General features: G+C 71.7%; 18 protein-coding genes and 1 pseudogene. 14 read left to right on the top strand and 5 right to left on the bottom strand.

Features of this window, described 5'->3' with window-relative positions:
• Positions 1 to 6: 6 nt before the first annotated feature.
• The 5 genes from GWK16_RS05330 to GWK16_RS05310 form a co-directional block, all read right to left on the bottom strand.
• Complete coding sequence (locus GWK16_RS05330; protein WP_170052931.1) at positions 7 to 1,200, bottom strand: geranylgeranyl diphosphate reductase; 1,194 nt, start codon at positions 1,198 to 1,200, stop codon at positions 7 to 9.
• Positions 1,201 to 1,211: 11 nt separating this feature from the next.
• Entirely contained in the window at positions 1,212 to 2,513 is a 1,302-nt protein-coding gene (locus tag GWK16_RS05325) for a BCD family MFS transporter (protein WP_170053755.1), read from the bottom strand.
• On the bottom strand, positions 2,513 to 3,433 hold the full coding sequence (chlG, locus tag GWK16_RS05320; RefSeq protein WP_170052930.1) for a chlorophyll synthase ChlG: 921 nt from the start codon (positions 3,431 to 3,433) through the stop codon (positions 2,513 to 2,515). Before chlG ends, GWK16_RS05325 begins: the two co-directional genes overlap by 1 nt.
• A gap of 2 nt (positions 3,434 to 3,435) precedes the next feature.
• Complete coding sequence (ppsR, locus tag GWK16_RS05315; protein ID WP_170052929.1) at positions 3,436 to 4,863, bottom strand: transcriptional regulator PpsR; 1,428 nt, start codon at positions 4,861 to 4,863, stop codon at positions 3,436 to 3,438.
• Positions 4,864 to 4,952: 89 nt separating this feature from the next.
• Positions 4,953 to 5,807, bottom strand: a complete 855-nt coding sequence (locus GWK16_RS05310; protein ID WP_170052928.1) for a cobalamin B12-binding domain-containing protein — start codon at positions 5,805 to 5,807, stop codon at positions 4,953 to 4,955.
• A gap of 364 nt (positions 5,808 to 6,171) precedes the next feature.
• Between GWK16_RS05310 and bchF the strand changes: the two genes are divergently transcribed.
• The 14 genes and pseudogenes from bchF to GWK16_RS05240 form a co-directional block, all read left to right on the top strand.
• Complete coding sequence (gene bchF, locus GWK16_RS05305; RefSeq protein WP_338144414.1) at positions 6,172 to 6,702, top strand: 2-vinyl bacteriochlorophyllide hydratase; 531 nt, start codon at positions 6,172 to 6,174, stop codon at positions 6,700 to 6,702.
• Positions 6,699 to 7,988 carry a ferredoxin:protochlorophyllide reductase (ATP-dependent) subunit N gene (locus GWK16_RS05300; protein ID WP_170052926.1) on the top strand — a complete coding sequence of 430 codons (1,290 nt, stop codon included), beginning with the start codon at positions 6,699 to 6,701 and terminating at the stop codon, positions 7,986 to 7,988. Before bchF ends, GWK16_RS05300 begins: the two co-directional genes overlap by 4 nt.
• A 3-nt stretch (positions 7,989 to 7,991) precedes the next feature.
• Positions 7,992 to 9,506, top strand: coding sequence for a ferredoxin:protochlorophyllide reductase (ATP-dependent) subunit B (gene bchB / locus GWK16_RS05295; protein WP_170052925.1), 1,515 nt, complete (start codon positions 7,992 to 7,994; stop codon positions 9,504 to 9,506).
• Positions 9,481 to 13,053 carry a magnesium chelatase subunit H gene (locus GWK16_RS05290; protein WP_170052924.1) on the top strand — a complete coding sequence of 1,191 codons (3,573 nt, stop codon included), beginning with the start codon at positions 9,481 to 9,483 and terminating at the stop codon, positions 13,051 to 13,053. The genes bchB and GWK16_RS05290 overlap by 26 nt, the downstream gene beginning before the upstream one ends.
• A complete protein-coding gene (gene bchL / locus GWK16_RS05285; protein WP_170052923.1) occupies positions 13,050 to 13,943 on the top strand; it encodes a ferredoxin:protochlorophyllide reductase (ATP-dependent) iron-sulfur ATP-binding protein in 894 nt (297 codons plus the stop codon). The genes GWK16_RS05290 and bchL overlap by 4 nt, the downstream gene beginning before the upstream one ends.
• On the top strand, positions 13,943 to 14,626 hold the full coding sequence (bchM, locus tag GWK16_RS05280) for a magnesium protoporphyrin IX methyltransferase (protein WP_170052922.1): 684 nt from the start codon (positions 13,943 to 13,945) through the stop codon (positions 14,624 to 14,626). The genes bchL and bchM overlap by 1 nt, the downstream gene beginning before the upstream one ends.
• Positions 14,623 to 16,062, top strand: coding sequence for a PucC family protein (locus GWK16_RS05275; protein WP_170052921.1), 1,440 nt, complete (start codon positions 14,623 to 14,625; stop codon positions 16,060 to 16,062). Before bchM ends, GWK16_RS05275 begins: the two co-directional genes overlap by 4 nt.
• 16 nt (positions 16,063 to 16,078) lie before the next feature.
• Positions 16,079 to 16,840, top strand: coding sequence for a photosynthetic reaction center subunit H (gene puhA, locus GWK16_RS05270; RefSeq protein ID WP_170052920.1), 762 nt, complete (start codon positions 16,079 to 16,081; stop codon positions 16,838 to 16,840).
• Complete coding sequence (gene puhB, locus GWK16_RS25510) at positions 16,837 to 17,487, top strand: photosynthetic complex putative assembly protein PuhB (protein WP_170052919.1); 651 nt, start codon at positions 16,837 to 16,839, stop codon at positions 17,485 to 17,487. Before puhA ends, puhB begins: the two co-directional genes overlap by 4 nt.
• Positions 17,488 to 17,499: 12 nt before the next feature.
• Entirely contained in the window at positions 17,500 to 17,943 is a 444-nt protein-coding gene (puhC, locus tag GWK16_RS05260; RefSeq protein WP_170052918.1) for a photosynthetic complex assembly protein PuhC, read from the top strand.
• Entirely contained in the window at positions 17,940 to 18,260 is a 321-nt protein-coding gene (locus GWK16_RS05255) for a hypothetical protein (RefSeq protein WP_168042781.1), read from the top strand. The genes puhC and GWK16_RS05255 overlap by 4 nt, the downstream gene beginning before the upstream one ends.
• Positions 18,257 to 19,330: a magnesium-protoporphyrin IX monomethyl ester (oxidative) cyclase gene (gene acsF, locus GWK16_RS05250; RefSeq protein ID WP_170052917.1), complete on the top strand. Its 1,074-nt coding sequence runs from the start codon at positions 18,257 to 18,259 to the stop codon at positions 19,328 to 19,330. Before GWK16_RS05255 ends, acsF begins: the two co-directional genes overlap by 4 nt.
• A 6-nt stretch (positions 19,331 to 19,336) precedes the next feature.
• Positions 19,337 to 20,182: a putative photosynthetic complex assembly protein PuhE gene (gene puhE, locus GWK16_RS05245; RefSeq protein ID WP_170052916.1), complete on the top strand. Its 846-nt coding sequence runs from the start codon at positions 19,337 to 19,339 to the stop codon at positions 20,180 to 20,182.
• A pseudogene (locus GWK16_RS05240) lies at positions 20,179 to 20,365 on the top strand (5-aminolevulinate synthase); the annotation flags it as partial. The gene puhE and the pseudogene GWK16_RS05240, both read left to right, overlap by 4 nt.

Genomic DNA, 20,365 nt, shown 5'->3' with positions numbered 1-20,365 from the left:
CGCCCTTCAGGCCCGGACAAGGCCGAACAGGTGGGCGAGGTCCTTGAAGAAGATGCGGACATGCGCGAGCGGGTCGCGCCGCACCAGTTCCTTGTTCATGTAGGACTGCCAGGTCAGGCGCTGCACGTCCTTGTCCTGGCAGATGGCGACGAAGCGCTCGCGGCGCCGGTCGGACGCGTACCAGAAGTACTGCATCATCCCGAGCACCCAGAAGACGCGGCCATGCGCCTTCATGAAGCGCCTGCGCGCATTGCGCAGCGCCTGCGGGTTGCCGCTGCGGCAGAATTCCTCGGCTGCCTCGGCGACCAGGCGGCCGCAGAGCATGGCGTAGTAGATGCCTTCGCCGGAAGCCGGGGCGACGACGCCCGCGGCATCGCCGGCGAGGATCACGTCGCGCCCGTTGTCCCAGCGCCGCAGCGGCTTGAGCGGGATGGGCGCGCCTTCGCGGCGGATCGTCTCGGCGGTCTCGAGCCCGGTCGCGGCGCGCAGCGCGCTGACCGATCCGCGCAGCGAGAAGCCCTTCCGCGCGCTGCCGGTGCCGATGCTCATCGTCTCCCCGTGGGGAAAGATCCAGGCGTAGAAGTCCGGCGAGAGATGCCCCTGGTAATAGACGTCGCAGCGCTGCGGATCGTAGGGCGCGGGCGCGTTGTCGGGCGTGCGCAGGATCTCGTGGTAGGCGAAGACGCAGGGGACGCGCTCGGCGCCCGGCACGGATTGGCGGCCGACCGCGCTGCGGGCGCCGTCGGCACCGATCACGCAGCGCGTGCGCAGGCGGACGGTCTCGCCCTCCTTGGTGCTGTACTCGACGACGGTGGCGCCGTCCGCGTCGTGCAGGATGCGTTCGAAGGTGCCGGTGCGGCGCTCGGCGCCGTGGGATGCGGCGCGGTCGCGCAGCCATTCATCGAAGACGTCGCGGTCCACCATGCCGACATAGCCGCCGTCGGTGATGGGCATGTCGACGGTGCGGGCCGAGGGCGCGACCATGCGCGCGGCGCTGATCCGCGCGACCATCAGGTCGGCGGGGATGTCGAAGTCGCGCACGAGGCGCGGCGGGATGGCGCCGCCGCAGGGCTTGATGCGCCCCGCGCGGTCGAGCAGCACGACGGACCGCCCGGCGCGCGCCAGGTCGTCCGCGGCGGTCGCGCCCGCGGGGCCGCCACCCACCACGACAATGTCCGCATCGAGTCCGGTCGGGGTCATGGCAGGGTTCCTCAGGCGGCCGATGCGGCGCTGGGCCAGGCGTCGCGGCCCGGCGCCTCCGCGCGGCCGATGCGCGGGGCCATGGCCGCCGCGGCGACGAACAACGCGGCATCCGCGAGGAACACCGCGGCATACCCACCGATCGCGCTGCCGGTGGCGAGCCGCCCGAGATCGAGCATCACCGTCCCGGCGAGCCCGCCGAGTCCGAAGGCGATGGCCTGCGCCGCGCCGAACAGGCCCATGCGCACGCCGTCCCGCCCCGGCGCGCCGCGCGAGGCGAGCACCATCATCGCGGCGATGGCGGCAGCGGCGAAGATGCCGTTGCCGAGGCCGAGCGCCGCATAGGCCGCGCGCAGCGGGAAGCCGTCCGGCGCGAAGCCGGCGCCGGCCAGGACCGCCAGCACCACCGCCGCCAGCGAGCAGCCGCCGAGGATCATGCCCCGCAGCACCGCGAGCCGCCCATGGCACCAGGAGCCGAGCAGCGCGATCAGCACCATTCCCGCCAGCACGCCGCCATGCTGCAGCGAGGCGAGCCGCGTCGACTCGCCGAGCGACATGCCGAAGGCGGTGCCGGCGAAGGGTTCCAGCACCAGGTCCTGCGCGCTGTAGGCGAGCATCGCGACGAAGACGAACAGCGTGAAGTGCCGCGCCTCGCGCTCCTGCCAGACCTCGGCCAACGCGGCGCGGAAGGCGGTGGGACGGCGCGCTGCGTCGGCCGCCGCGGCGCGGCCCTCGATGCCGGCCACCGCGACGGCAGCGAGCAGGAAGGCGATGCCGGCGACGCCGGCCGAGACTGCCACCAGGCGCTCCGGCGAATAGGGATCGAGCAGGCGGCCCGCGATGGCGGTGGTCAGCACGAAGCCGGCGATCATCATGATCCAGACCAGCGAGGCCGCCGCCGGCCGCCGTTCCGGTGCCACCCGCGCGGCGAGCAGCACGAGCAGGTTCGTCCCCGCCGCGCCCACGCCGGCACCGACCAGCAGGAAGGCGAGGGTCGCGAGCCCGATCGCCGGGACCAGGGCCCCGCCCATCATGCCCGTCGCGACGGCGGCGAGCACGGCGCCGAGGCAGAGCACCGCCATGCCGCCGACGATCCAGGGCGTGCGCCGCCCGCCGACATCGGACCCGTGCCCCATGCGCGGCCGCAGCATCTGCAGCGCGTAGTGCAGCCCGACCAGCACGCCGGGCAGCGTCGCCGGCAGCGCATATTCCACCACCATGACGCGGTTCAGCGCCGAGGTGGTCAGCACCACCACCGCTCCCAGCGCGGTCTGCACCAGGCCGAGCCGGACGATGCCGAACCAGCCGAGCATCACGGCGCGCCCCCGCGCAGCGCGACGGCACTCGCCATCATGCCGAGCACGTAGAGGCTGATGCCGGTTGCGTTGTACCAGGGCGCGAGGCCGCGCGGGTCGCGCAGCAGCCGCGCCATGCAGGCGCCCTGCGCCGCCAGCGAGGCACCGATCGCCGCCGCCGCGAAGGGCGCGCCCCAGGCGATTAGCAGCGCGACGACGACCGCCTGCGGCACCGCCATCACCACGCAGGCGAGCCGCGCGGCGCGATCCGGGCCGAGTTGCACCGGCAGGGACCGGATGCCGAAGCGGAGGTCGCCCTCGACCGACTTGAAGTCGTTCAGCGTCATGATGCCATGCGCGCCGGCGCCGTAGAGCAGCGCGACCAGCACCACCCGCGGATCGGGCGCGCCGCCCGACAGCACCGCGGCGGCGGTGATCCAGGGCAGGGTCTCGTAGCAGAGCGCACAGGCGGCGTTGCCCAGCCAGCCGTCCCGCTTCAGCCGCAGCGGCGGCGCGCTGTAGGCCCAGGCGAGCGCCACGCCCACCGCCGTCGCCGCGAAGCCCCAGGAGCCGAGCGCCCAGCCCACGCCCAGGGACAGCAGCGTCCAGGCGATCGCGATCCACAGGCCCCAGCGCCCCGGCAGCCGGCCCGAGGGGATCGGCCGCTGCGGTTCGTTCACCGCGTCGACATGGCGGTCGAACCAGTCGTTCACCGCCTGGCTCATGCCGCAGACCAGCGGGCCGGCGAGCACCAGGCCGAGCAGGGCGCGCGGCCACATCTCGGAGAGAGCGGCGCCGGAGGCGACGATGCCGCAGGCGAAGGCCCAGATGGGCGGAAACCAAGTGATGGGCTTGAGCAGTTCCAGCACCGCCCCCGGCGCCGGCCAATGGGCGCGCCGCTGCGCGGACGCCGCCGGGGCCGGAGCCGGGCCGGGCATCGCTACCCTTGGTCCTTGGCTTCGGCGTCGAGGTCGCCAAGGCCATAGCGGTGGAGTTTCGCGTAGAGGCTCTGCCGGCTCAGCCCGAGCATCTCGGCCGCCGAGGCGCGGTTGTCGCGGGTGATCTCGAGCGCGGCTTCGATGCAGAGCCGCTCGATCGCATCCGCGGCCTCGCGCACCAGGTCCTTGAGCGGCACCTTGCCGATCAGGTCCGTCAATTCCTGGACCGTCCGGCCATGCACGGCCGGCGCGGAGGGCGGCGGGCGCAACCGGGTGCTGACGTCGCGGACGGAGAAGCCGAAGCGCCGTTCCCCGCCATCCATGACGGTGACGGCCGAGATCTCGACCTCGAGTGAGGCGCCGAGCGCGCCGCGCAGGGTGGTTTCATACAGCCGCACCGCGCCGCGGCTGCGCAGGTTGCTCAGCAGTACCTCGGCTTCGAGCCCCTGGCGGCCGAGGAAGCGCTCCAGCGTCTCCCCGCGCAGCTGGTCCTCGGCCGGCAGCTGCGCCATGTCGAGGAAAGCGGCGTTGGCCGTCAGGATGCCGCCGTCGGGATCGGTCACGACGAGGCCGTCCGGCGCGGATTCCGCAACGCGCAGCAGCATCCGGCCGCTCTGGGCCAGGCCGCCGACCTCGGCGGCGTCGCCCGAGGGCGACAGGCGGAGCAGACAGACGAGGCCGTTTTCCTGCCGGAAGGCCGTGGCCGCGACCCGCAGGGAGGTGGCGTCGGCGATGCTGGCCTCGAATTCCTCGACCCGGCCGAGGCTGCGCAGCGCGGCGAGCATGGCCTGGATCGCCTCGCGGCTCGCGGCGGCGAAGGCATCCGCGACCGGGCGGCCGATCAGGCGGCGGGCGGCGGGGCCGAACAGGCGCTGGGCGGCGGGATTGGCCTCGGCCACCTTGCCGCTGTCGCCGTCGACGATCAGCACCGCGTCCTCCGCGGTCTGGAACAGCAGGCGATAGCGCGTCTCGGCCTGGCGGAGCTGCGCATAGCCGCGTTCGACCGATTGCTGCACCTCGACCAGGCGCTGCTGCAATTGCGATAGCGGCCGCAGGTCTCGGCCGAAGACGACACGCCGGCCGGGCTGGCCCAGCGCGCAGGCGGCGTAGAGCAGCGGGATCGAGACACCGCCGGCGCCGAGCTGGTTGATGTGGCGCCAGCGCGGCCGGTCGGGGTCGTGCCCGTCGCGCAGCATGTCCTCGACCTTGGGGCGGCTGTCGCGGGCGACCGTCTCGATCCAGGGGCGGCCGAGCCATCGCTCGCCGCGGCCGAACTCGCCGAAGAGCTCGTCGTTGCTGAAGGCGACGTCGCGGATGGTGCCCGACTCGTCAAGCACGATGGCGACGTCCGCGGCGGCGGCGACCAGCGCAGCCGTCGCCTCCGCGTCGAGCGGACCCAGGGCGGTCTTCGGGGCCTTGAACGACTTCACGCTGCGTCCCGTCCTTCATGCCAGAGGACTCCTTAGACGATCCGTTCCTCCCAAAGGTCAACTCCATGTGTGCGGGTTGCTTGACGGACTCACGTCCGCAGCCCCCGCATGGCGATCAGAGTCTCGGCCTGGAGGGCCGCCTCCGCCCCGTCGGCAGCCGTGGCGTCCGCCCCGACATCGGCCACCAGGCCCGGACGGCCCTGGAAGATCGTGCCGCCCACCAGGATGCCGATCCGGCGGTTCATCGAGACCCGCCGCACCACCAGGATCAGCTGCGCCAGCGCACCCACCCGATCCTCGCTGGACAGGGTGAAGCCTGCGATCGCGAAGCGCTCGTCCCGCACCTTGGCGGCGATCTCGGGCTCGCCGGCGCCTGCGCCGCTCCAGACCTCCCAGCCGGACCGCCGGAAGAACTCGGAGACCAGGAGCAGGCCGAAGCTGTGTTGCTCCCCCGGCACCGGGGCGAGGACGGCGCGCCGGTCCGGGCGCGGGCGATGGAAGGGCTCGCGGGTGCGGCGCCCGGTGTCGAGCACGATCTGCTGCAGCGCGCAGAGCCCCATGGTCACGGTGGCGAAATCGCAGGCGTCCGATTCCCACATCGCGCCCAGCCGCCGCGCCACGGGGGCCAGGAGGTCGAGGTAGACGCGTTCCAGCGGCACCTCGCGTCCGAGGATCCCGTCGACATAGGCCGCGATGTCGACCGTGCTGCCGGCGACCGCGAGCGAGGTCAGCGTCGTGACTTCCTCCTCGGTCGGCAACGCGGCGGGGGCGCGGTCGACATAGGCCGGGGCGGTGCGGTGCGCGAGCACCAGGCGCGGAATGACCTCGCGCTCGATGATGTCCGCCAGGGCCAGGACCCCGCGTGACCGGCGGGCCTGGGAGACGGCATCGGGGGTGAGGCAGGCACGGAAGGCGTCGAAGCCGGACTCCGTGGGCCAGTCCATCGGGCGCGAGCGGTCCTCCAGGGGTCCATCCTCCGTGGAGATGGTCCGCAACGCGGCTGACGCCTTTTCGGTCATTCCATCCTCCCGTTGCGACTTCAAACCCGGCGCGGATCAGTGTCAAGAAAATCGAACGTCTATCTTGCTTGACACTTCGCTTCCGAGGGGCCTAGCGTCGTTTCAACGCAGATAGCGTGGGGAGGGGCGGAATGAGCCGCAGCGGAGACTTCAAGCTCCCGGAGCATCTCTTCCCCCGTGCCGGGCGCTCCGAGGAGCCGTCCGGTCGTTTCGGTCCGAGCGGACGCCTTTGACGGAGCATTGTCAAGCAATGCTTACAACTCGGTTCCTTGACCCCATCATCAACGCCTTGGACAGCAGTCCCTGGGCGTGCAGCAGCGGCCGGTACGCCCGCCACCGCGAGCGCCGGCCGGTCTACACGCCCGAGCAGCGGCGCCGGCGGGACCTCTCGCCCTGGACGCGGGTGCAGGGCGTGCTGGCCATCGGCCAGTTCGCGGTGTTCCTCGTGAGCCTCGGGCTGGTGCTGCGCTTCCTCGCGACCGGGGAAGGCTTCCTCGCCGCAACCCTGTCGGTCTGCATCAAGACCTTCGCGCTCTACGCGATCATGGTGACCGGCGCGATCTGGGAGAAGGAGGTCTTCGGGCGCTACCTCTTCGCCCGCGCCTTCTTCTGGGAAGACATGTTCAGCATGCTCGTGATCGCGCTGCACACCGCCTATCTCGGCGCGGTGCTGGGCGGGGTGGGCGAGGCGCATGGGCAGATGCTGCTGGCGCTCGCCGCCTATGCCGCCTACGCGATCAACGCGGCGCAGTTCCTGGTGAAGATGCGCATGGCACGGCGCGAGGCGCCGGGCCACGCCTCCTTCGGCAACGCCACATGACGCTCGCCGCCGCATCCCCCGCGTCGCCAGGCGCCGCGGGCTGCGGCGAGCCCGCCGTCGCGAAGGAACGCGGCCAGCGCGAGGTGTTCTGCGGCCTGACCGGCATCGTCTGGCTGCATCGCAAGATCCAGGACGCCTTCTTCCTCGTCGTCGGCAGCCGCACCTGCGCGCACCTGCTGCAATCGGCCGCCGGCGTGATGATCTTCGCCGAGCCGCGCTTCGCCACCGCGATCATCGAGGAACGCGACCTCGCCGGCCTCGCCGACGCGAACGAGGCGCTCGAGCAGATCGTCGGGACGCTGCTCGCGCGCCGGCCCGACATCCGGATGCTGTTCCTGGTGGGGTCCTGTCCGTCGGAGGTGATCAAGCTCGATCTCGCCGAGGCGGCACGCCGGCTGACGCGGCGACACCTGCCGCAGGTCCGCGTGCTGCACTACTCCGGCAGCGGCATCGAGACGACCTTCACGGAAGGCGAGGATGCCTGCCTCGCCGCCCTGGTGCCGGAACTGCCCGCCGCGCGGGACGACGCGCCCGCCCTGATGGTGGTCGGCGCGCTGGCCGAGGTGGTGGAGGACCAGTTTCGCCGCCTGTTCGCCGCGATGGGCATCGGGCCGGTCGGCTTCCTGCCACCGCGCCTGTCGACGGACCTGCCGGCGGTCGGGCCCGGGACGCGCTTCCTGATGGCCCAGCCCTTCCTCGCCGGGACGGCCCGCGCGCTCGAAGCGCGCGGCGCCCGGCTTGTCCCCGCACCTTTCCCCCTCGGCGCCGAGGGGACGACGCTTTGGCTCCGCGCAGCGGCTGATGACTGGGGCGTAACTCCCCGCGCCTTCCACGAGGCCACTGCCTTCGGGGAGCAACGCGCCAGGCGCGCGCTGTCTGCCCGGCGCGAGCGGCTCCACGGGCTGCGAGTGGGGTTCTTCCCCGACTCGCAGCTCGAGGTGCCGCTCGCGCGTTTTCTTGCGCGGGAACTCGGCATGGTGCCGACCGAGATCGGCACGCCCTACCTCCATCGGGACCACATGGCGCCCGAGGTCGCGCTGCTGCCGCCGGGCACGCGCATCGTCGAGGGACAGCATGTGGAGAACCAGCTCGACCGCTTCCGCGCCGAGCGGCCGGACCTGACGGTCTGCGGCCTGGGCCTCGCCAATCCGCTGGAGGCCGAAGGGCTCGCGACCAAGTGGTCGATCGAGCTCGTCTTCTCCCCCATCCAGGGCTACGAGCAGGCCGGCGACCTGGCCGAGCTGTTCGTCCGCCCCCTCGCGCGCCGCGCGCGGCTGGAGGTCTAGGCCATGCAGCTCGCGGTCTGGACGTATGAGGGGCCGCCGCATGTGGGGGCGATGCGCGTCGCCACCGCGATGGAGGGGCTGCACTACGTCCTGCACGCGCCGCAGGGCGACACTTACGCGGATCTGCTCTTCACCATGATCGAACGGCGGCACCGGCGCCCGCCCGTCACCTACACCACCTTCCAGGCGCGCGACCTGGGCGGGGACACGGCGGAACTGCTGAAGGCGGCGGCACTCGATGCGGTCGCGCGGTTCCGCCCGCAGGCGCTGCTGGTCGGCGCTTCCTGCACGGCGGAGCTGATCCAGGACGATCCGGGCGGCCTCGCCCGCACGCTCGGCCTGCCGGTGCCGGTGGTGCCGATCGAACTGCCCTCCTACCAGCGCAAGGAGAACTGGGGCGCGGCGGAGACGCTGTACCGCCTGGTCCGCGCCTTCGCGCAGCCGCGCAGCACGCCGCGCGGCGATCGCCCGACCTGCAACATCCTCGGGCCGACGGCGCTCGGCTTCCGCCATCGCGACGACCTGGTCGAGATCCGCGGGCTGCTTGCGCGGCTCGGCGTCGACGTGAACGTTGTCGCGCCGCTGGGCGCGACGCCGGCCGATCTCGCGCGGCTCGGCGAGGCCGACTTCAACGTCGTGCTCTATCCCGAGACCGCCGGCGTCGCCGCGGAATGGCTGGCGCGCACCTTCGACCAGAAGGCGACGACGGTGGTGCCGATCGGCGTCGGCGCGACACGGGACTTCATCGCTGAGGTTGCGGGCCTGGCCAGCATCGATGCGAGACCGATCCTCGCGGCCGAGACCTCGCGCCTGCCCTGGTATTCGCGCTCGGTCGATTCGAACTACCTGACGGGCAAGCGGGTCTTCGTCTTCGGCGATGCGACGCATGCGATCGCCGCGGCGCGGGTGGCGGCGAAGGAACTCGCCTTCGAGGTGGTCGGCCTCGGCACCTATTCCCGCGAGCAGGCGCGCGACGTGCGCGCGGCGGCGCGGGACCTCGGGCTCGAGGCGCTGATCAGCGACGACTACCTGGCGGTGGAAGCGGCGATCGCCGCGGCGCAGCCCGAGCTCGTGCTCGGCACGCAGATGGAACGCCACATCGCGAAGAAGCTCGGCATTCCCTGCGCCGTCATCTCGGCGCCGGTGCATGTGCAGGACTTCCCGGCGCGCCATTCCCCGCAGATGGGCTTCGAGGGGGCGAACGTCCTGTTCGACACCTGGGTCCATCCGCTGATGATGGGCCTCGAGGAACACCTGCTGCGGATGTTCCGCGACGATTTCGAGTTCCATGACGAGGCCGGCGCCTCGCATCTCGGCGCGGCCCCCGCGCCGGTGCCCGTGCCGGTCGCCGTCGAGGCGGTGCGCTGGGCGCAGGACGCCGAGAGCGAGCTTCGCAAGATCCCCTTCTTCGTCCGCGGCAAGGCGCGGCGCAACACGGAGGCCTTCGCCGCGGAACGCGGCCTCGCGACCATCACCCTCGAGACGCTCTACGATGCCAAGGCGCATTTCGCTCGCTGAGCCCCGCCCGCTGCGCGTCGTCCTCGTGACGATGGACAGCCACCTCGCGCGCGTCGTGCAGGACGCGGAGGCGGCGCTGCGGCGGGACATGCCCGGGCTGACGCTGACGATGCACGCGGCCGACCGCTGGGCGTCGGACGACGCGGCGCTCGAGGCCTGCATCGCCGATATCGGCCGCGCGGACCTGGTCATCGCGACGATGATGTTCCTCGAGGACCACATCCGGGCCGTGCTGCCGGCGCTGACCGCGCGGCGGGATGCCTGCGACGCGATGCTGTGCTGCCTGTCGGCGGGTGAGGTGATGCGGTTGACGCGGCTCGGCCGCTTCGACATGTCGGCCGAGGCGCGCGGCATCGCCGGACTGCTGAAGCGGCTGCGCGGCAAGCGGAAGGAGGGGGCGCATTCCTCCGGCCGCGACCAGATGCGGATGCTGCGGGAGATCCCGCGCCTGCTGCGCTTCATCCCTGGCACGGCGCAGGACGTGCGGGCCTATTTCCTGGCCCTGCAGTACTGGCTGGCCGGGACCGCCGACAACATCGCGAACCTGGTCCGGATGCTGGCCAACCGCTACGTCGCTGACACGGCCGGCCGGCTGAAGGTGGCGGCGCCGGTGCAGTATCCGGATGTCGGGCTCTACCACCCGCGCGCGAAGAGCCGCATCGCCGAACGCGTCGAGGCGCTGCCCACGGCCGGCGCGACGGGCACCGTCGGACTGCTGGTCATGCGTTCCTACGTGCTCGCCGAGAACGTCGCGCATTACGACGTGGTGATCGCGGCGCTGGAGGCCAAGGGCCTGCGCGTCGTGCCGGCCTTCGCGAGCGGCCTCGACGCCCGCCCCGCGGTGGAACGCTTCTTCTTGCGAGATGGCCGGCCCAGCGTTGACGCGGTGGTGTCGCTGACCGGGTTCTCGCTGGTCGGCGGGCCGGCCTACAACGATGCGCGGGCGGCGGAGGAACTGCTGGCGCGGCTCGACGTGCCCTACATCGCCGCGCATGCGCTGGAATTCCAGACGCTGCAGCAATGGGATTCCGACACGCGCGGCCTGACGCCGGTTGAGGCCACGATGATGGTCGCGATCCCGGAGCTGGACGGCGCGACCTCGCCGCTCACTTTCGGTGGGCGGGGCGCGGACGGGCAGATGGCGGCGCATGGGGAACGCGTCGCGCGCCTGGCGGGCCGGGTCGCGCGCCTGGTGGCGCTGCGGCGGTCGCGGCGGGCGGAACGTCGCGTCGCCATCGTGCTGTTCAACTTCCCGCCCAATGCCGGGGCGACGGGAACGGCGGCCTATCTGTCGGTGTTCGAATCCCTGCACCGGACGCTGCGCGGCATGGCCGAGGCCGGATATGCCGTGGATGTGCCCGAGAGCGTGGACATGCTGCGCGCCGCGGTGCTGGAAGGCAATGCGGCGCGCCATGGCACAGCGGCGAATGTCGCCGCGCGCATCCCGGCCGACGACATCGTGCGCCGCGAGCCGCACCTCGCCGAGATCGAACGCCAGTGGGGCCCCGCCCCAGGCCGGCATGACAGCGATGGCGGCGGGCTGATGGTGCTCGGCGCGCGCTTCGGCAATGTCTTCGTCGGCATCCAGCCCGCCTTCGGCTGGGAAGGCGACCCGATGCGCCTGCTGTTCGAGCACGGCTTCGCCCCGACCCATGCGTTCTCGAGCTTCTACCGCTGGATCCGCGAGGATTTCGCCGCCCATGCGGTGCTGCATTTCGGCACGCATGGCGCGCTGGAATTCATGCCGGGCAAGCAGGCGGGCCTGTCGGGCGCCTGCTGGCCCGACCGCCTGATCGGCGACCTGCCGAACATCTATCTCTATGCGTCGAACAACCCGTCCGAGGGCTCGCTCGCGAAGCGGCGCGCCGGGGCGACGCTGGTCAGCTACCTGACGCCGCCGGTGGCGCAGGCGGGGCTGTATCGCGGGCTGATGGAACTCAAGGCGTCGCGCGACCGGTGGCGCGCGATGGATCCCGGCGCCGACCCGATGGCCCGCGTGGCGCTGGCCGGCCTCATCCAGGCGCAGGCCGCGGCGGTGGACCTCGCCACGGCGGAACCGCCCTGGGGCGAGGAGGCAGAGGCCGCCATCGAGCGCCTCGGCGACACGCTGCTGGAACTGGAATACGCGCTGATCCCGCACGGGCTGCATGTCGTCGGCGCGCCGCCGGATGCAGCGCAGCGGGCCGAGACGCTGGACGCGGCCGGCGTCACCGACCCGCAGCGGCGTGCGGCGCTCGACCGGCTGATGGCCGAGGACCACGAGATCCCGGGCCTGCTGCATGCGCTCGACGGCGGCTATGTGCGCCCGGCGCCGGGCGGCGACCTGCTGCGCAACACCGATGTGCTGCCGACCGGGCGCAACCTGCACGGCTTCGATCCCTTCCGCATCCCTTCCGCCTTCGCGGTCGAGGACGGCGCCCGTCAGGCCGAACGGCTTCTGGCGCGGCATCGCGAGGACGGCGGCGCGCTGCCAGAGACCATCGCCGTCGTGCTCTGGGGCACCGACAACCTCAAGACCGAGGGCGGGCCGATCGCCCAGGCGCTGTGGCTGATGGGCGCGGAGCCGCGGCATGACAGCTACGGACGCCTCTCGGGCGCGCGACTGGTGCCGCTGGAACGGCTGGGGCGGCCGCGCATCGACGTGATGGTCACGCTGTCGGGCATCTTCCGCGACCTGCTACCGCTGCAGACCAAGCTGCTGGCGGAGGCCGCCTTCCTCGCCGCCTCGGCCGACGAGCCTGCCGCGATGAACTTCGTCCGCAAGCATGCGCTGGCCTTCCAGGCCCAGCACGGCGGCACGATCGAGGAAGCGAGCCTGCGCGTCTTCGGCAATGCCGAGGGCGCCTATGGCGCCAACGTGAACATGATCCTCGAGAACGGATCGTGGTCCGACGAGGCCGAGCTCGGCGACGCCTGGCGGCGGCGCAAGGGCTTCGCCTATGGCCTCGACGGCCGTCCCGCGCGCCATGACGCGGTGCTGACGCACATGCTCGGCACCGTGGAGGCGACCTACCAGAACCTCGATTCCGTGGAGCTCGGCATCACCACCATCGATCACTACTTCGACACGCTGGGCGGCATCAGCCGCGCGGTGCAGTCGGTCCGTGGCCAGGCGGCCAGCGCCTATGTCGGGGACCAGACCCGCGGCGAAGGCAAGGTGCGCACCGTCGCCGAGCAGGTTGCGCTCGAGACCCGCACCCGCGCGCTCAATCCCAAGTGGTTCGAGGCGCTGCTCGCCCATGGCCACGAAGGCGTGCGCCACATCGAGGCGCAGGTGACGAACACCATGGGCTGGTCGGCCACGACCGGCGCGGTGGCACCCTGGGTCTACCAGCACCTGGCGCAGACCTACATGTGCGACGAGGAGATGCGCCGCCGCCTCGCCGCGCTGAACCCGACCGCCTCCGCGCGCATCGCCAACCGTCTGATCGAGGCGCATGAGCGCCGCTACTGGCAGCCCGACGCCTCCATGATGGAGACGCTGCGCCGCGCCTGCGACGAGATCGAGGACCGCCTCGAAGGCATTGCCGAAGGAGCCGCCACATGAGCGTCGTCATGCGGCCCCGTCCCGGCATGGGCGATGGCGAGGGCAGCCTGCAGGTCCATCTCGACCCCGCCTCGCGGATCGACGGCGCGCGGGTCTTCGCGATCTACGGCAAGGGCGGGATCGGCAAGAGCACGACCTCGTCCAATCTCTCGGTCGCCTTCAGCCGCATCGGCAAGCGCGTGCTGCAGATCGGCTGCGACCCCAAGCACGATTCGACCTTCACGCTGACCAAGCGCCTGGCGCCGACGGTGATCGACGCGCTCGAGGCGGTGGACTTCCATGCGGACGAGCTGCGCCGCGAGGACTTCGTCTTCGAGGGCTATGGCGGCGTGCTCTGCGTCGAGGCCGGCGGGCCGCCGGCGGGGACGGGATGCGGCGGCTACGTCGTTGGGCAGACGGTGAAGCTGCTGAAGGAGCATCACCTCCTCGACGAGACCGACATCGTCATCTTCGACGTGCTGGGCGACGTGGTCTGCGGCGGCTTCGCCTCCCCGCTGCTGCACGCCGATCGCGGGCTGGTCGTCGCGGCCAACGACTTCGATTCGATTTTCGCGATGAACCGCATCGTCGCGGCCATCAAGACGAAGGAGAAGAACTACCCGGTGCGGCTTGGCGGCGTGATCGTCAACCGCAGCGCCGGCACCGACCAGGTGGAGCGCTTCAACCGCGCCACGGGGATGAAAACGCTGGCGCATTTCCCCGACCTCGACGCCATCCGCCGCTCGCGGCTGAAGAAGGCCACGCTGTTCGAGATGGAGGAGACGCCCGAGGTGCTGGCCGCCCAGGCGGAATACATCCGCCTCGCGACCTCCCTGTGGGAGGGCACCGAGACGGTCGAGGCGAGTTCCCTCAAGGACCGCGAGATCTTCGACCTGCTGGGGTTCGACTGATGCGCTCGTCCAGTTACACCGCCCGCCGCGGCGAGCTCGAGACCTATTTCGACCGCACCGCGGCCGAGGCGTGGAAGCGGCTGACCTCCGACGCGCCGCTGAACGGCATCCGCGCCACGGTGCGTGCCGGCCGGACGGAGATGCGCGACACGCTGCTGTCCTGGCTGCCGCAGGACCTGCGCGGGGCGCGGCTGCTCGATGCCGGCTGCGGCACCGGGGCGCTGGCGGTGGAGGCCGCGCGTCGCGGGGCTTCGGTTGTCGCGGTGGACATCTCGCCCACGCTGGTCGCGCTGGCCGAGGAACGTTCGGCCGGCCGGCATGGCGCGGGCAGCGTGTGCTTCCTGGTGGGCGACATGCTCGATCCCGCGCTCGGTCGCTTCGACCACGTGGTCGCGATGGACAGCCTAATCCATTACCGCGCCAAGGATATGGCCGAGGCGGTGGCGCAGCTCGCCGAGCGGGCCGACGGATCGGTGGTCTTCACCTTCGCGCCGCGCACGCCGCTGCTGAGCGCGATGCACGCCGCCGGCCGGCTCTTCCCGCGCGGCAACCGTGCCCCCGCGATCGAGCCCGTCTCCCACGCGCGGTTGTCCGGCCTGCTGACGAAGCATCGCCTCGGGCGCAGCCACCGCGTGGCGCGTGGCTTCTACATCTCCCAAGGGCTGGAGGTGCGGGCGGCATGAACGGACGGCGCATCGCCATCGCGCAGGCCTGGACGCGGCTCGGCCCGCGGTTCCTGCCCTTCGCCGATGCGGTGACGCCGGAGCTTCCGGCGGGGCGGCTGCTGCGTCTGTCGCTGTTCCAGGTCTCGGTCGGGATCGCGGCGGCGCTGCTGATCGGCACGCTGAACCGCGTGATGATCGTGGAACTGCACGTCCCGGCCGGGCTGGTCGCGGCGATGGTGGCGCTGCCGTTGCTCTTCGCGCCTTTCCGCGCCTTGATCGGCTTCCGCTCCGACACGCATCGCTCTGTGCTGGGCTGGCGGCGTGTGCCCTACCTCTGGTTCGGGTCGCTGCTGCAGTTCGGCGGGCTCGCCATCATGCCCTTCGCGCTGATCATCCTGTCGGGCGACAGCAACGGGCCGGCCTGGGCCGGGCATGTCGCGGCGGCGCTGGCCTTCCTGCTGGTGGGCGTGGGGATGCACGTGGTGCAGACGGTCGGCCTGGCGCTGGCCGCCGACCTTGCGCCGCCGCGCAGCCTGCCGCGTGTCGTGGCACTGCTGTCGGTGATGCTGCTGGTCGGGATGCTGGCGGCGGGCCTGGTCTTCGGCGCGCTGCTCGCGCAGTTCAGCCAGCTGCGGCTGATCCAGGTGATCCAGGGGGCGGCGGTCGCGTCCATGGCGCTGAACATCGTCGCGCTGTGGAAGCAGGAAGCGCGGGATCCGTCGCGCACGCGCGGCCGGGGTGATGCGCCGGGCTTCCGCGAGAGCTGGCGACACCTGCGGGGCAATGGCCCGTGGGTGCGCCGCCTGGTCGCCGTCGCCTTCGGCACCGCGGGCTTCGCGATGCAGGACGTGCTGCTCGAACCCTATGGCGGCGAGGTGCTGGGCCTCGGCGTCGCGGCCACCACGGTGCTGACGGCGCTGCTCGCCTTCGGCGGCGTGGTGGGGTTCCTGTGGGGCGCACGCGTGCTCGGGCAGGGGGCGGATGCCTATCGCGTCGCGGGCAGCGGGGCGCTGCTCGGCGCGATCGCCTTCGCCCTCGTGATCTTCGCCGCACCGCTCGACAGCGCGCCTGTCTTCGGCGTGGCGACGCTCGGCATCGGCATGGGCGCGGGGCTGTTCGCCCATGCGACGCTGACGGCCTGCATGGAAGCGGCGCCTCAGGGGCAGGTTGGCCTGGCCCTCGGCGCCTGGGGCGCCGTGCAGGCGAGCACCGCGGGCGCAGCGGTCGCGCTCGGCGGCCTACTGCGGGACGGCATCGGCGCGCTGGCGCGCAACGGAACGCTGGGCGACGCGCTCGCCACGCCAGCCACGGGCTACGGCGCCGTCTACCTGATCGAGATCGTGCTTCTGTTCGCAACCCTGGTCGCGGTCGGTCCGCTCGTGCGCTGGGCACGGGAGAACCGGTCGGGGCATCCGTCACGGCTCGGCCTCGCCGGGTCGCCGACGGTCACGTGACACCGAGGAGGACGCCATGCGGAACGTCGTCGGCTCCATCGACCTGGCCCAGATCACGCTCTACGCGTTCTGGATCTTCTTTGCCGGGCTGATCTTCTATCTGCGGCGCGAGGACAAGCGGGAAGGCTACCCGCTGCAGTCCGACCGCGGCGCGCGCGTGACCGTGCAGGGCTTCCCGGCCGTGCCTCCACCCAAGACATTCAAGCTGGCGAATGGCCACAGCATCCAGGTGCCGCGGCCGGAAACCGAGCCGGCGCCGGCCGCGCGGCCCGTCGCGGGCTTTCCGGGTGCGCCACTCGAACCGACCGGCGATCCGATGCAGGACGGGGTCGGCCCCGCGGCCTATGCAATGCGCGACGACCATCCGGACCTGATGTTCGACGATCCGGTGCCGAAGATCGTGCCGCTGCGCGTCGCCCCGGCCTATTCGCTCGAGCCGGAGGATCCCGATCCGCGCGGCATGCCGGTCCATGGCATCGACCGGAAATCGGGCGGCAAGGTCGTCGATGCCTGGATCGACCGGTCGGACATGCTGCTACGCTACCTCGAGGTCGAGGTGGAGGGCGGCCGCCGTGTCCTCGTGCCCATGACGCTCGCGCGCATCGACCATCGCCGCGGTCGCGTGAACCTCGCCTCGGTGACCGCCGCGCAGCTCGCCGCCGCGCCGACGACGCGCGAGCCCGAGCAGATCACGCTGCGCGAGGAGGACCGGATCTCGGCCTACTTCGCCTCCGGCCATCTCTACGCCACGCCGCTGCGGCTGGGGCCGGTGCTGTGAGGGAGCACGACAACGAGCCGGTGCCCGGCCTGCCGGAGCTCCTGCCGGAGGGGGAGGCGATCCTCTGGCAGGGCGCACCGGCCTGGCGCGGCTTCATGCTGCACGCCTTCCGCCTGCCCTGGCTCGCGCTCTACTTCGGGCTGCTCGCGGCCTGGCACCTGGCGGAAGGGTGGGGGGCCGATGCGACCCTCGCCGCCTTCGGCGCGGCGCGGATCCTCGCCTTCGGGATGGTGGCGCTCGTCGTGCTCGCGGTGCTGTCGCGCTTCATCTGCCGCACGACGCTCTACACAATCACCAACCGCCGCATCGTGATGCGCGTCGGCGTCGCGCTGCCGATGACGGTGAACATCCCGTTCGCCGCGATCCGCAGCGCCGACCTGCGCCTGGCGGGCGACCGGAGCGGGGACATCCTGCTGCGCCTGCTGCCGGGCCATCGCGTCTCCTACGTCGCGCTCTGGCCGCATGTGCGCATGTGGCGGATCGGGCAGCCCGCACCTGTCCTGCGCGCGCTGCCGGATGCCGAGGCCGCGGCGCAGGCCCTGTCGCGGGCGCTCTCGGCCTCGGCCGCGATGCCGGCCCGCGCGCTGCATGCCGCAAGCGACAGCCCCGGCGGCGCGGCCGCGCCCGAAGCGGCCGCGGCAGCCTAGGCGGAGGCGAGCATGACCCACCACGCCACGGACCGCACCTTCCCCAGGCTCCCGCTGCTGGGCGTGGCGGGCCTGCTGGGCGTCACCGTCGGCGTGGCGTTCATCGGCGCCGCGCCCGCACCCGAGCGCGGCATCGCCCTGCAGCAGCGCGACCTGGTCTTCGAGGATCGTGCCGACGGCGCGGTGACGGTGCGCGATGCGCAGGCGACCGCGCCCTTCGCCGTGCTCGAGCCTGGCACCAACGGCTTCATGAGGGCCGCGCTGCGTGGCCTGGCACGTGAACGGTTGCGCGAGGCGCAAGGCCCCGAGATCCCCTTCCGCCTGGTCACCTGGCAGGACGGCCGGATGACGCTGGATGATCCGGCCACCGGCCGGCGCATCGACATCAAGGCCTTCGGACCGAGCCAGACCGAGGCCTTTGCCCGTCTTCTCACCCGCGAAGGAAACCAGCCATGAGCAGCGAGGGCCTCCTGTCCCGGCTCGGCCTCGGCGGCCGCCGGCGGATCGAGATCACCTGCAGCGTGGACATCGAGCAGAGCTTCGACAGCCTGCACGCCCACGCCATCCCCGAGGGCATCGATCTGCGCCCCGGCGACCGCGTCATCGTCCACGGCGCCCCGACCGAGGTGGGCTTCGGCGAGACGCGCCACCTGACCTGCCGCGCGACCGTGATCCGCGCGAACGGACTCGAGCGCCTGTGGACCGAGGTCCAGGCGCTGTTCGAGCTCACCGAACTCTATCACTGCGGCTTCGAGCCCAAGGAGGCCACATGAACGCCGTGTCCCCCACGCCGCGCGCGCCGGTCAACGCCGCGACGCAGCACGCGCTGACCGAGACGGTCCTCTCCCCGCGCTTCTACACCACCGACTTCAAGGCGATGGACGCGATCGACGTCGGCCCGGTGCGCGCCCAATGGGACGCGCTGATGGAGGAGTTCCGTTCCGATCCGAACAAGGGCCATTTCGTCCGCACCGAGGCCTTCGACGACTTCGACCTCAAGGCGCTGCCCGAGCCGCTGCAGAAGGAGCTGCTGGAGTTCCTGGTGAGCTCGGTGACCGCGGAATTCTCCGGCTGCGTGCTGTATGCCGAGATCCGCAAGCGCGTGACGAATCAGGACATGAAGGACCTGTTCGGCTACATGAGTCGCGACGAGGCGCGACATGCAGGCTTCATCAACGACAGCCTGAAGGATATCGGGATCGGCGTGGATCTCGGCTTCCTGAGGAAGGCGAAGAAGTACCACTACTTCCGGCCGAAGTTCATCTTCTACGCGACCTACCTGTCCGAGAAGATCGGCTATGCGCGCTACATCACGATCTTCCGGCAGTTCGAGCGCCATCCGGAACGCCGCTTCCACCCGATCTTCAATTGGTTCGAGAAGTGGTGCAACGACGAGTTCCGCCACGGCGAGGCCTTCGCGCTGCTGATGCACGCGAATCCTTCCCTGCTGAAGGGCGTGAACAAGTACTGGGCGAAGTTCTTCCAGCTCGCGGTCTTCGCGACGATGTTCGTGCGCGACCACCAGCGCCCGGCCTTCCACGAGGCGCTGGGGATGGATCCGACCGACTACGATATGCGGGTCTTCCGCACGACGGCGAAGATCTGCGAGCAGGTCTTCCCCATCACGCTCGACGTCGACAACCCGGCCTTCCTGAAGCGCATGGAGCGGCTGCGCCGGACGAGTGACCTGATGCTCGAGGCGAAGAGTGCGAAGGGCATCGGCGGCGCCGTGCGGCGCGCCGGCCTAGGCGTCCGCGCGGCGGCGCAGTTCCTGCACATGCTGGTCATGCGGGGCCGGCACAAGGCGCTGCCGGCCGATGTGCGCCTGGCGCCGACCTGGTAGGGCGCGATGGTCGAGCACCTTCTGCCGGTGCTGTTCGCGGTGGCCCTCTGGTGGGGGAGCACGGGCCTGATCCTGCGCCTCGACCGGCTGCCGCGCGCGACCTTCCGGTGGACGATGCTCGGCGCCACGGCCCTGATGATGGCCGGCATGGCGGGGCTCTGGTGGACCGCCGGGCAACGGACGCTGGCGGCCGTCTATCTCGGCGTCGTTTCGGCGATCCTGGTGTGGGGCTGGATCGAGATCGCCTTCCTGACGGGATTCATCACCGGGCCGCGCCGCGCGCCGTGCCCTGCCGGCGCGCGTGGCCTGGACCGCCTGCGTGCGGCCATCGCCGTGATCCTGTGGCACGAGCTGGCGATCCTCGGCGTGGCGGCGATCGTCGCGCTGCTGACGCTGGACGCGCCCAACCCGTATGGCGGGATCGCCTTCCTCGCCCTGGCCGCGATGCGGCTGAGCGCGAAGCTCAACCTCTTCCTCGGCGTGCGCAACTTCGGCGAGGCCATGCTGCCGGAGCATCTCCGCTACCTCGAGACCTATTTCGCGCGGCGCCGGATGAACGCGCTCTTCCCGTTCTCCGTCCTGGGTGGGACCGCGGCCTGCGTCGGCCTGGTCGCCACCGCGGCGGCACCGGGGAGCGATATGGTGACCGCCACCGCCCATACCTTGCTCGCGAGCCTCATTGCGCTCGGGGTGCTGGAGCACGCCTTCATGGTGCTGCCGATCCCGCCCGAGGCGCTCTACCGACGACTCCTCCCGGCGAGGCCGGTCGCCTTTCCGGATGACCTCCATGTGCCGTCGTGCGGCGTCGTGCCGCGCGCCGCAGTTCCGAAGCCCCACGGGAGCAGGCCATGAACTACGAAGCCTATTTTCGTTCGCAGCTCGATGGCCTGCGCCGCGAGGGCCGCTACCGCGTCTTCGCCGACATCGAGCGGCAGGCCGGCCAATACCCGCGCGCGATCCGCCACGATGCCGGCGCGGCGCGCGAGGTCACCGTCTGGTGCTCGAACGACTATCTCGGCATGGGCCAGCACCCCA

Source organism: Neoroseomonas marina (assembly GCF_012927745.1).
In the GTDB taxonomy this organism is placed as follows: Bacteria; Pseudomonadota; Alphaproteobacteria; order Acetobacterales; family Acetobacteraceae; genus Neoroseomonas; species Neoroseomonas marina.
The sequence above is the reverse complement of the archived record's forward strand: the minus strand, read 5'-3'. Positions and strand labels throughout refer to the sequence as shown.

Bases quoted from the DNA above. Each gene is read 5' to 3' on its own strand.
- GWK16_RS05310 (WP_170052928.1), bottom strand. From the start codon at position 5,807: ATGGACTGGCCCACGGAGTCCGGCTTCGACGCCTTCCGTGCCTGCCTC.
- puhC (WP_170052918.1), top strand. From the start codon at position 17,500: ATGACCCACCACGCCACGGACCGCACCTTCCCCAGGCTCCCGCTGCTG.
- acsF (WP_170052917.1), top strand. From the start codon at position 18,257: ATGAACGCCGTGTCCCCCACGCCGCGCGCGCCGGTCAACGCCGCGACG.
- bchM (WP_170052922.1), top strand. From the start codon at position 13,943: ATGCGCTCGTCCAGTTACACCGCCCGCCGCGGCGAGCTCGAGACCTAT.
- GWK16_RS05300 (WP_170052926.1), top strand. From the start codon at position 6,699: ATGACGCTCGCCGCCGCATCCCCCGCGTCGCCAGGCGCCGCGGGCTGC.
- GWK16_RS05290 (WP_170052924.1), top strand. From the start codon at position 9,481: ATGCCAAGGCGCATTTCGCTCGCTGAGCCCCGCCCGCTGCGCGTCGTC.
- GWK16_RS05275 (WP_170052921.1), top strand. From the start codon at position 14,623: ATGAACGGACGGCGCATCGCCATCGCGCAGGCCTGGACGCGGCTCGGC.
- puhE (WP_170052916.1), top strand. From the start codon at position 19,337: ATGGTCGAGCACCTTCTGCCGGTGCTGTTCGCGGTGGCCCTCTGGTGG.
- GWK16_RS05330 (WP_170052931.1), bottom strand. From the start codon at position 1,200: ATGACCCCGACCGGACTCGATGCGGACATTGTCGTGGTGGGTGGCGGC.
- chlG (WP_170052930.1), bottom strand. From the start codon at position 3,433: ATGCCCGGCCCGGCTCCGGCCCCGGCGGCGTCCGCGCAGCGGCGCGCC.
- GWK16_RS05255 (WP_168042781.1), top strand. From the start codon at position 17,940: ATGAGCAGCGAGGGCCTCCTGTCCCGGCTCGGCCTCGGCGGCCGCCGG.
- puhA (WP_170052920.1), top strand. From the start codon at position 16,079: ATGCGGAACGTCGTCGGCTCCATCGACCTGGCCCAGATCACGCTCTAC.
- bchB (WP_170052925.1), top strand. From the start codon at position 7,992: ATGCAGCTCGCGGTCTGGACGTATGAGGGGCCGCCGCATGTGGGGGCG.
- GWK16_RS05325 (WP_170053755.1), bottom strand. From the start codon at position 2,513: ATGCTCGGCTGGTTCGGCATCGTCCGGCTCGGCCTGGTGCAGACCGCG.
- bchL (WP_170052923.1), top strand. From the start codon at position 13,050: ATGAGCGTCGTCATGCGGCCCCGTCCCGGCATGGGCGATGGCGAGGGC.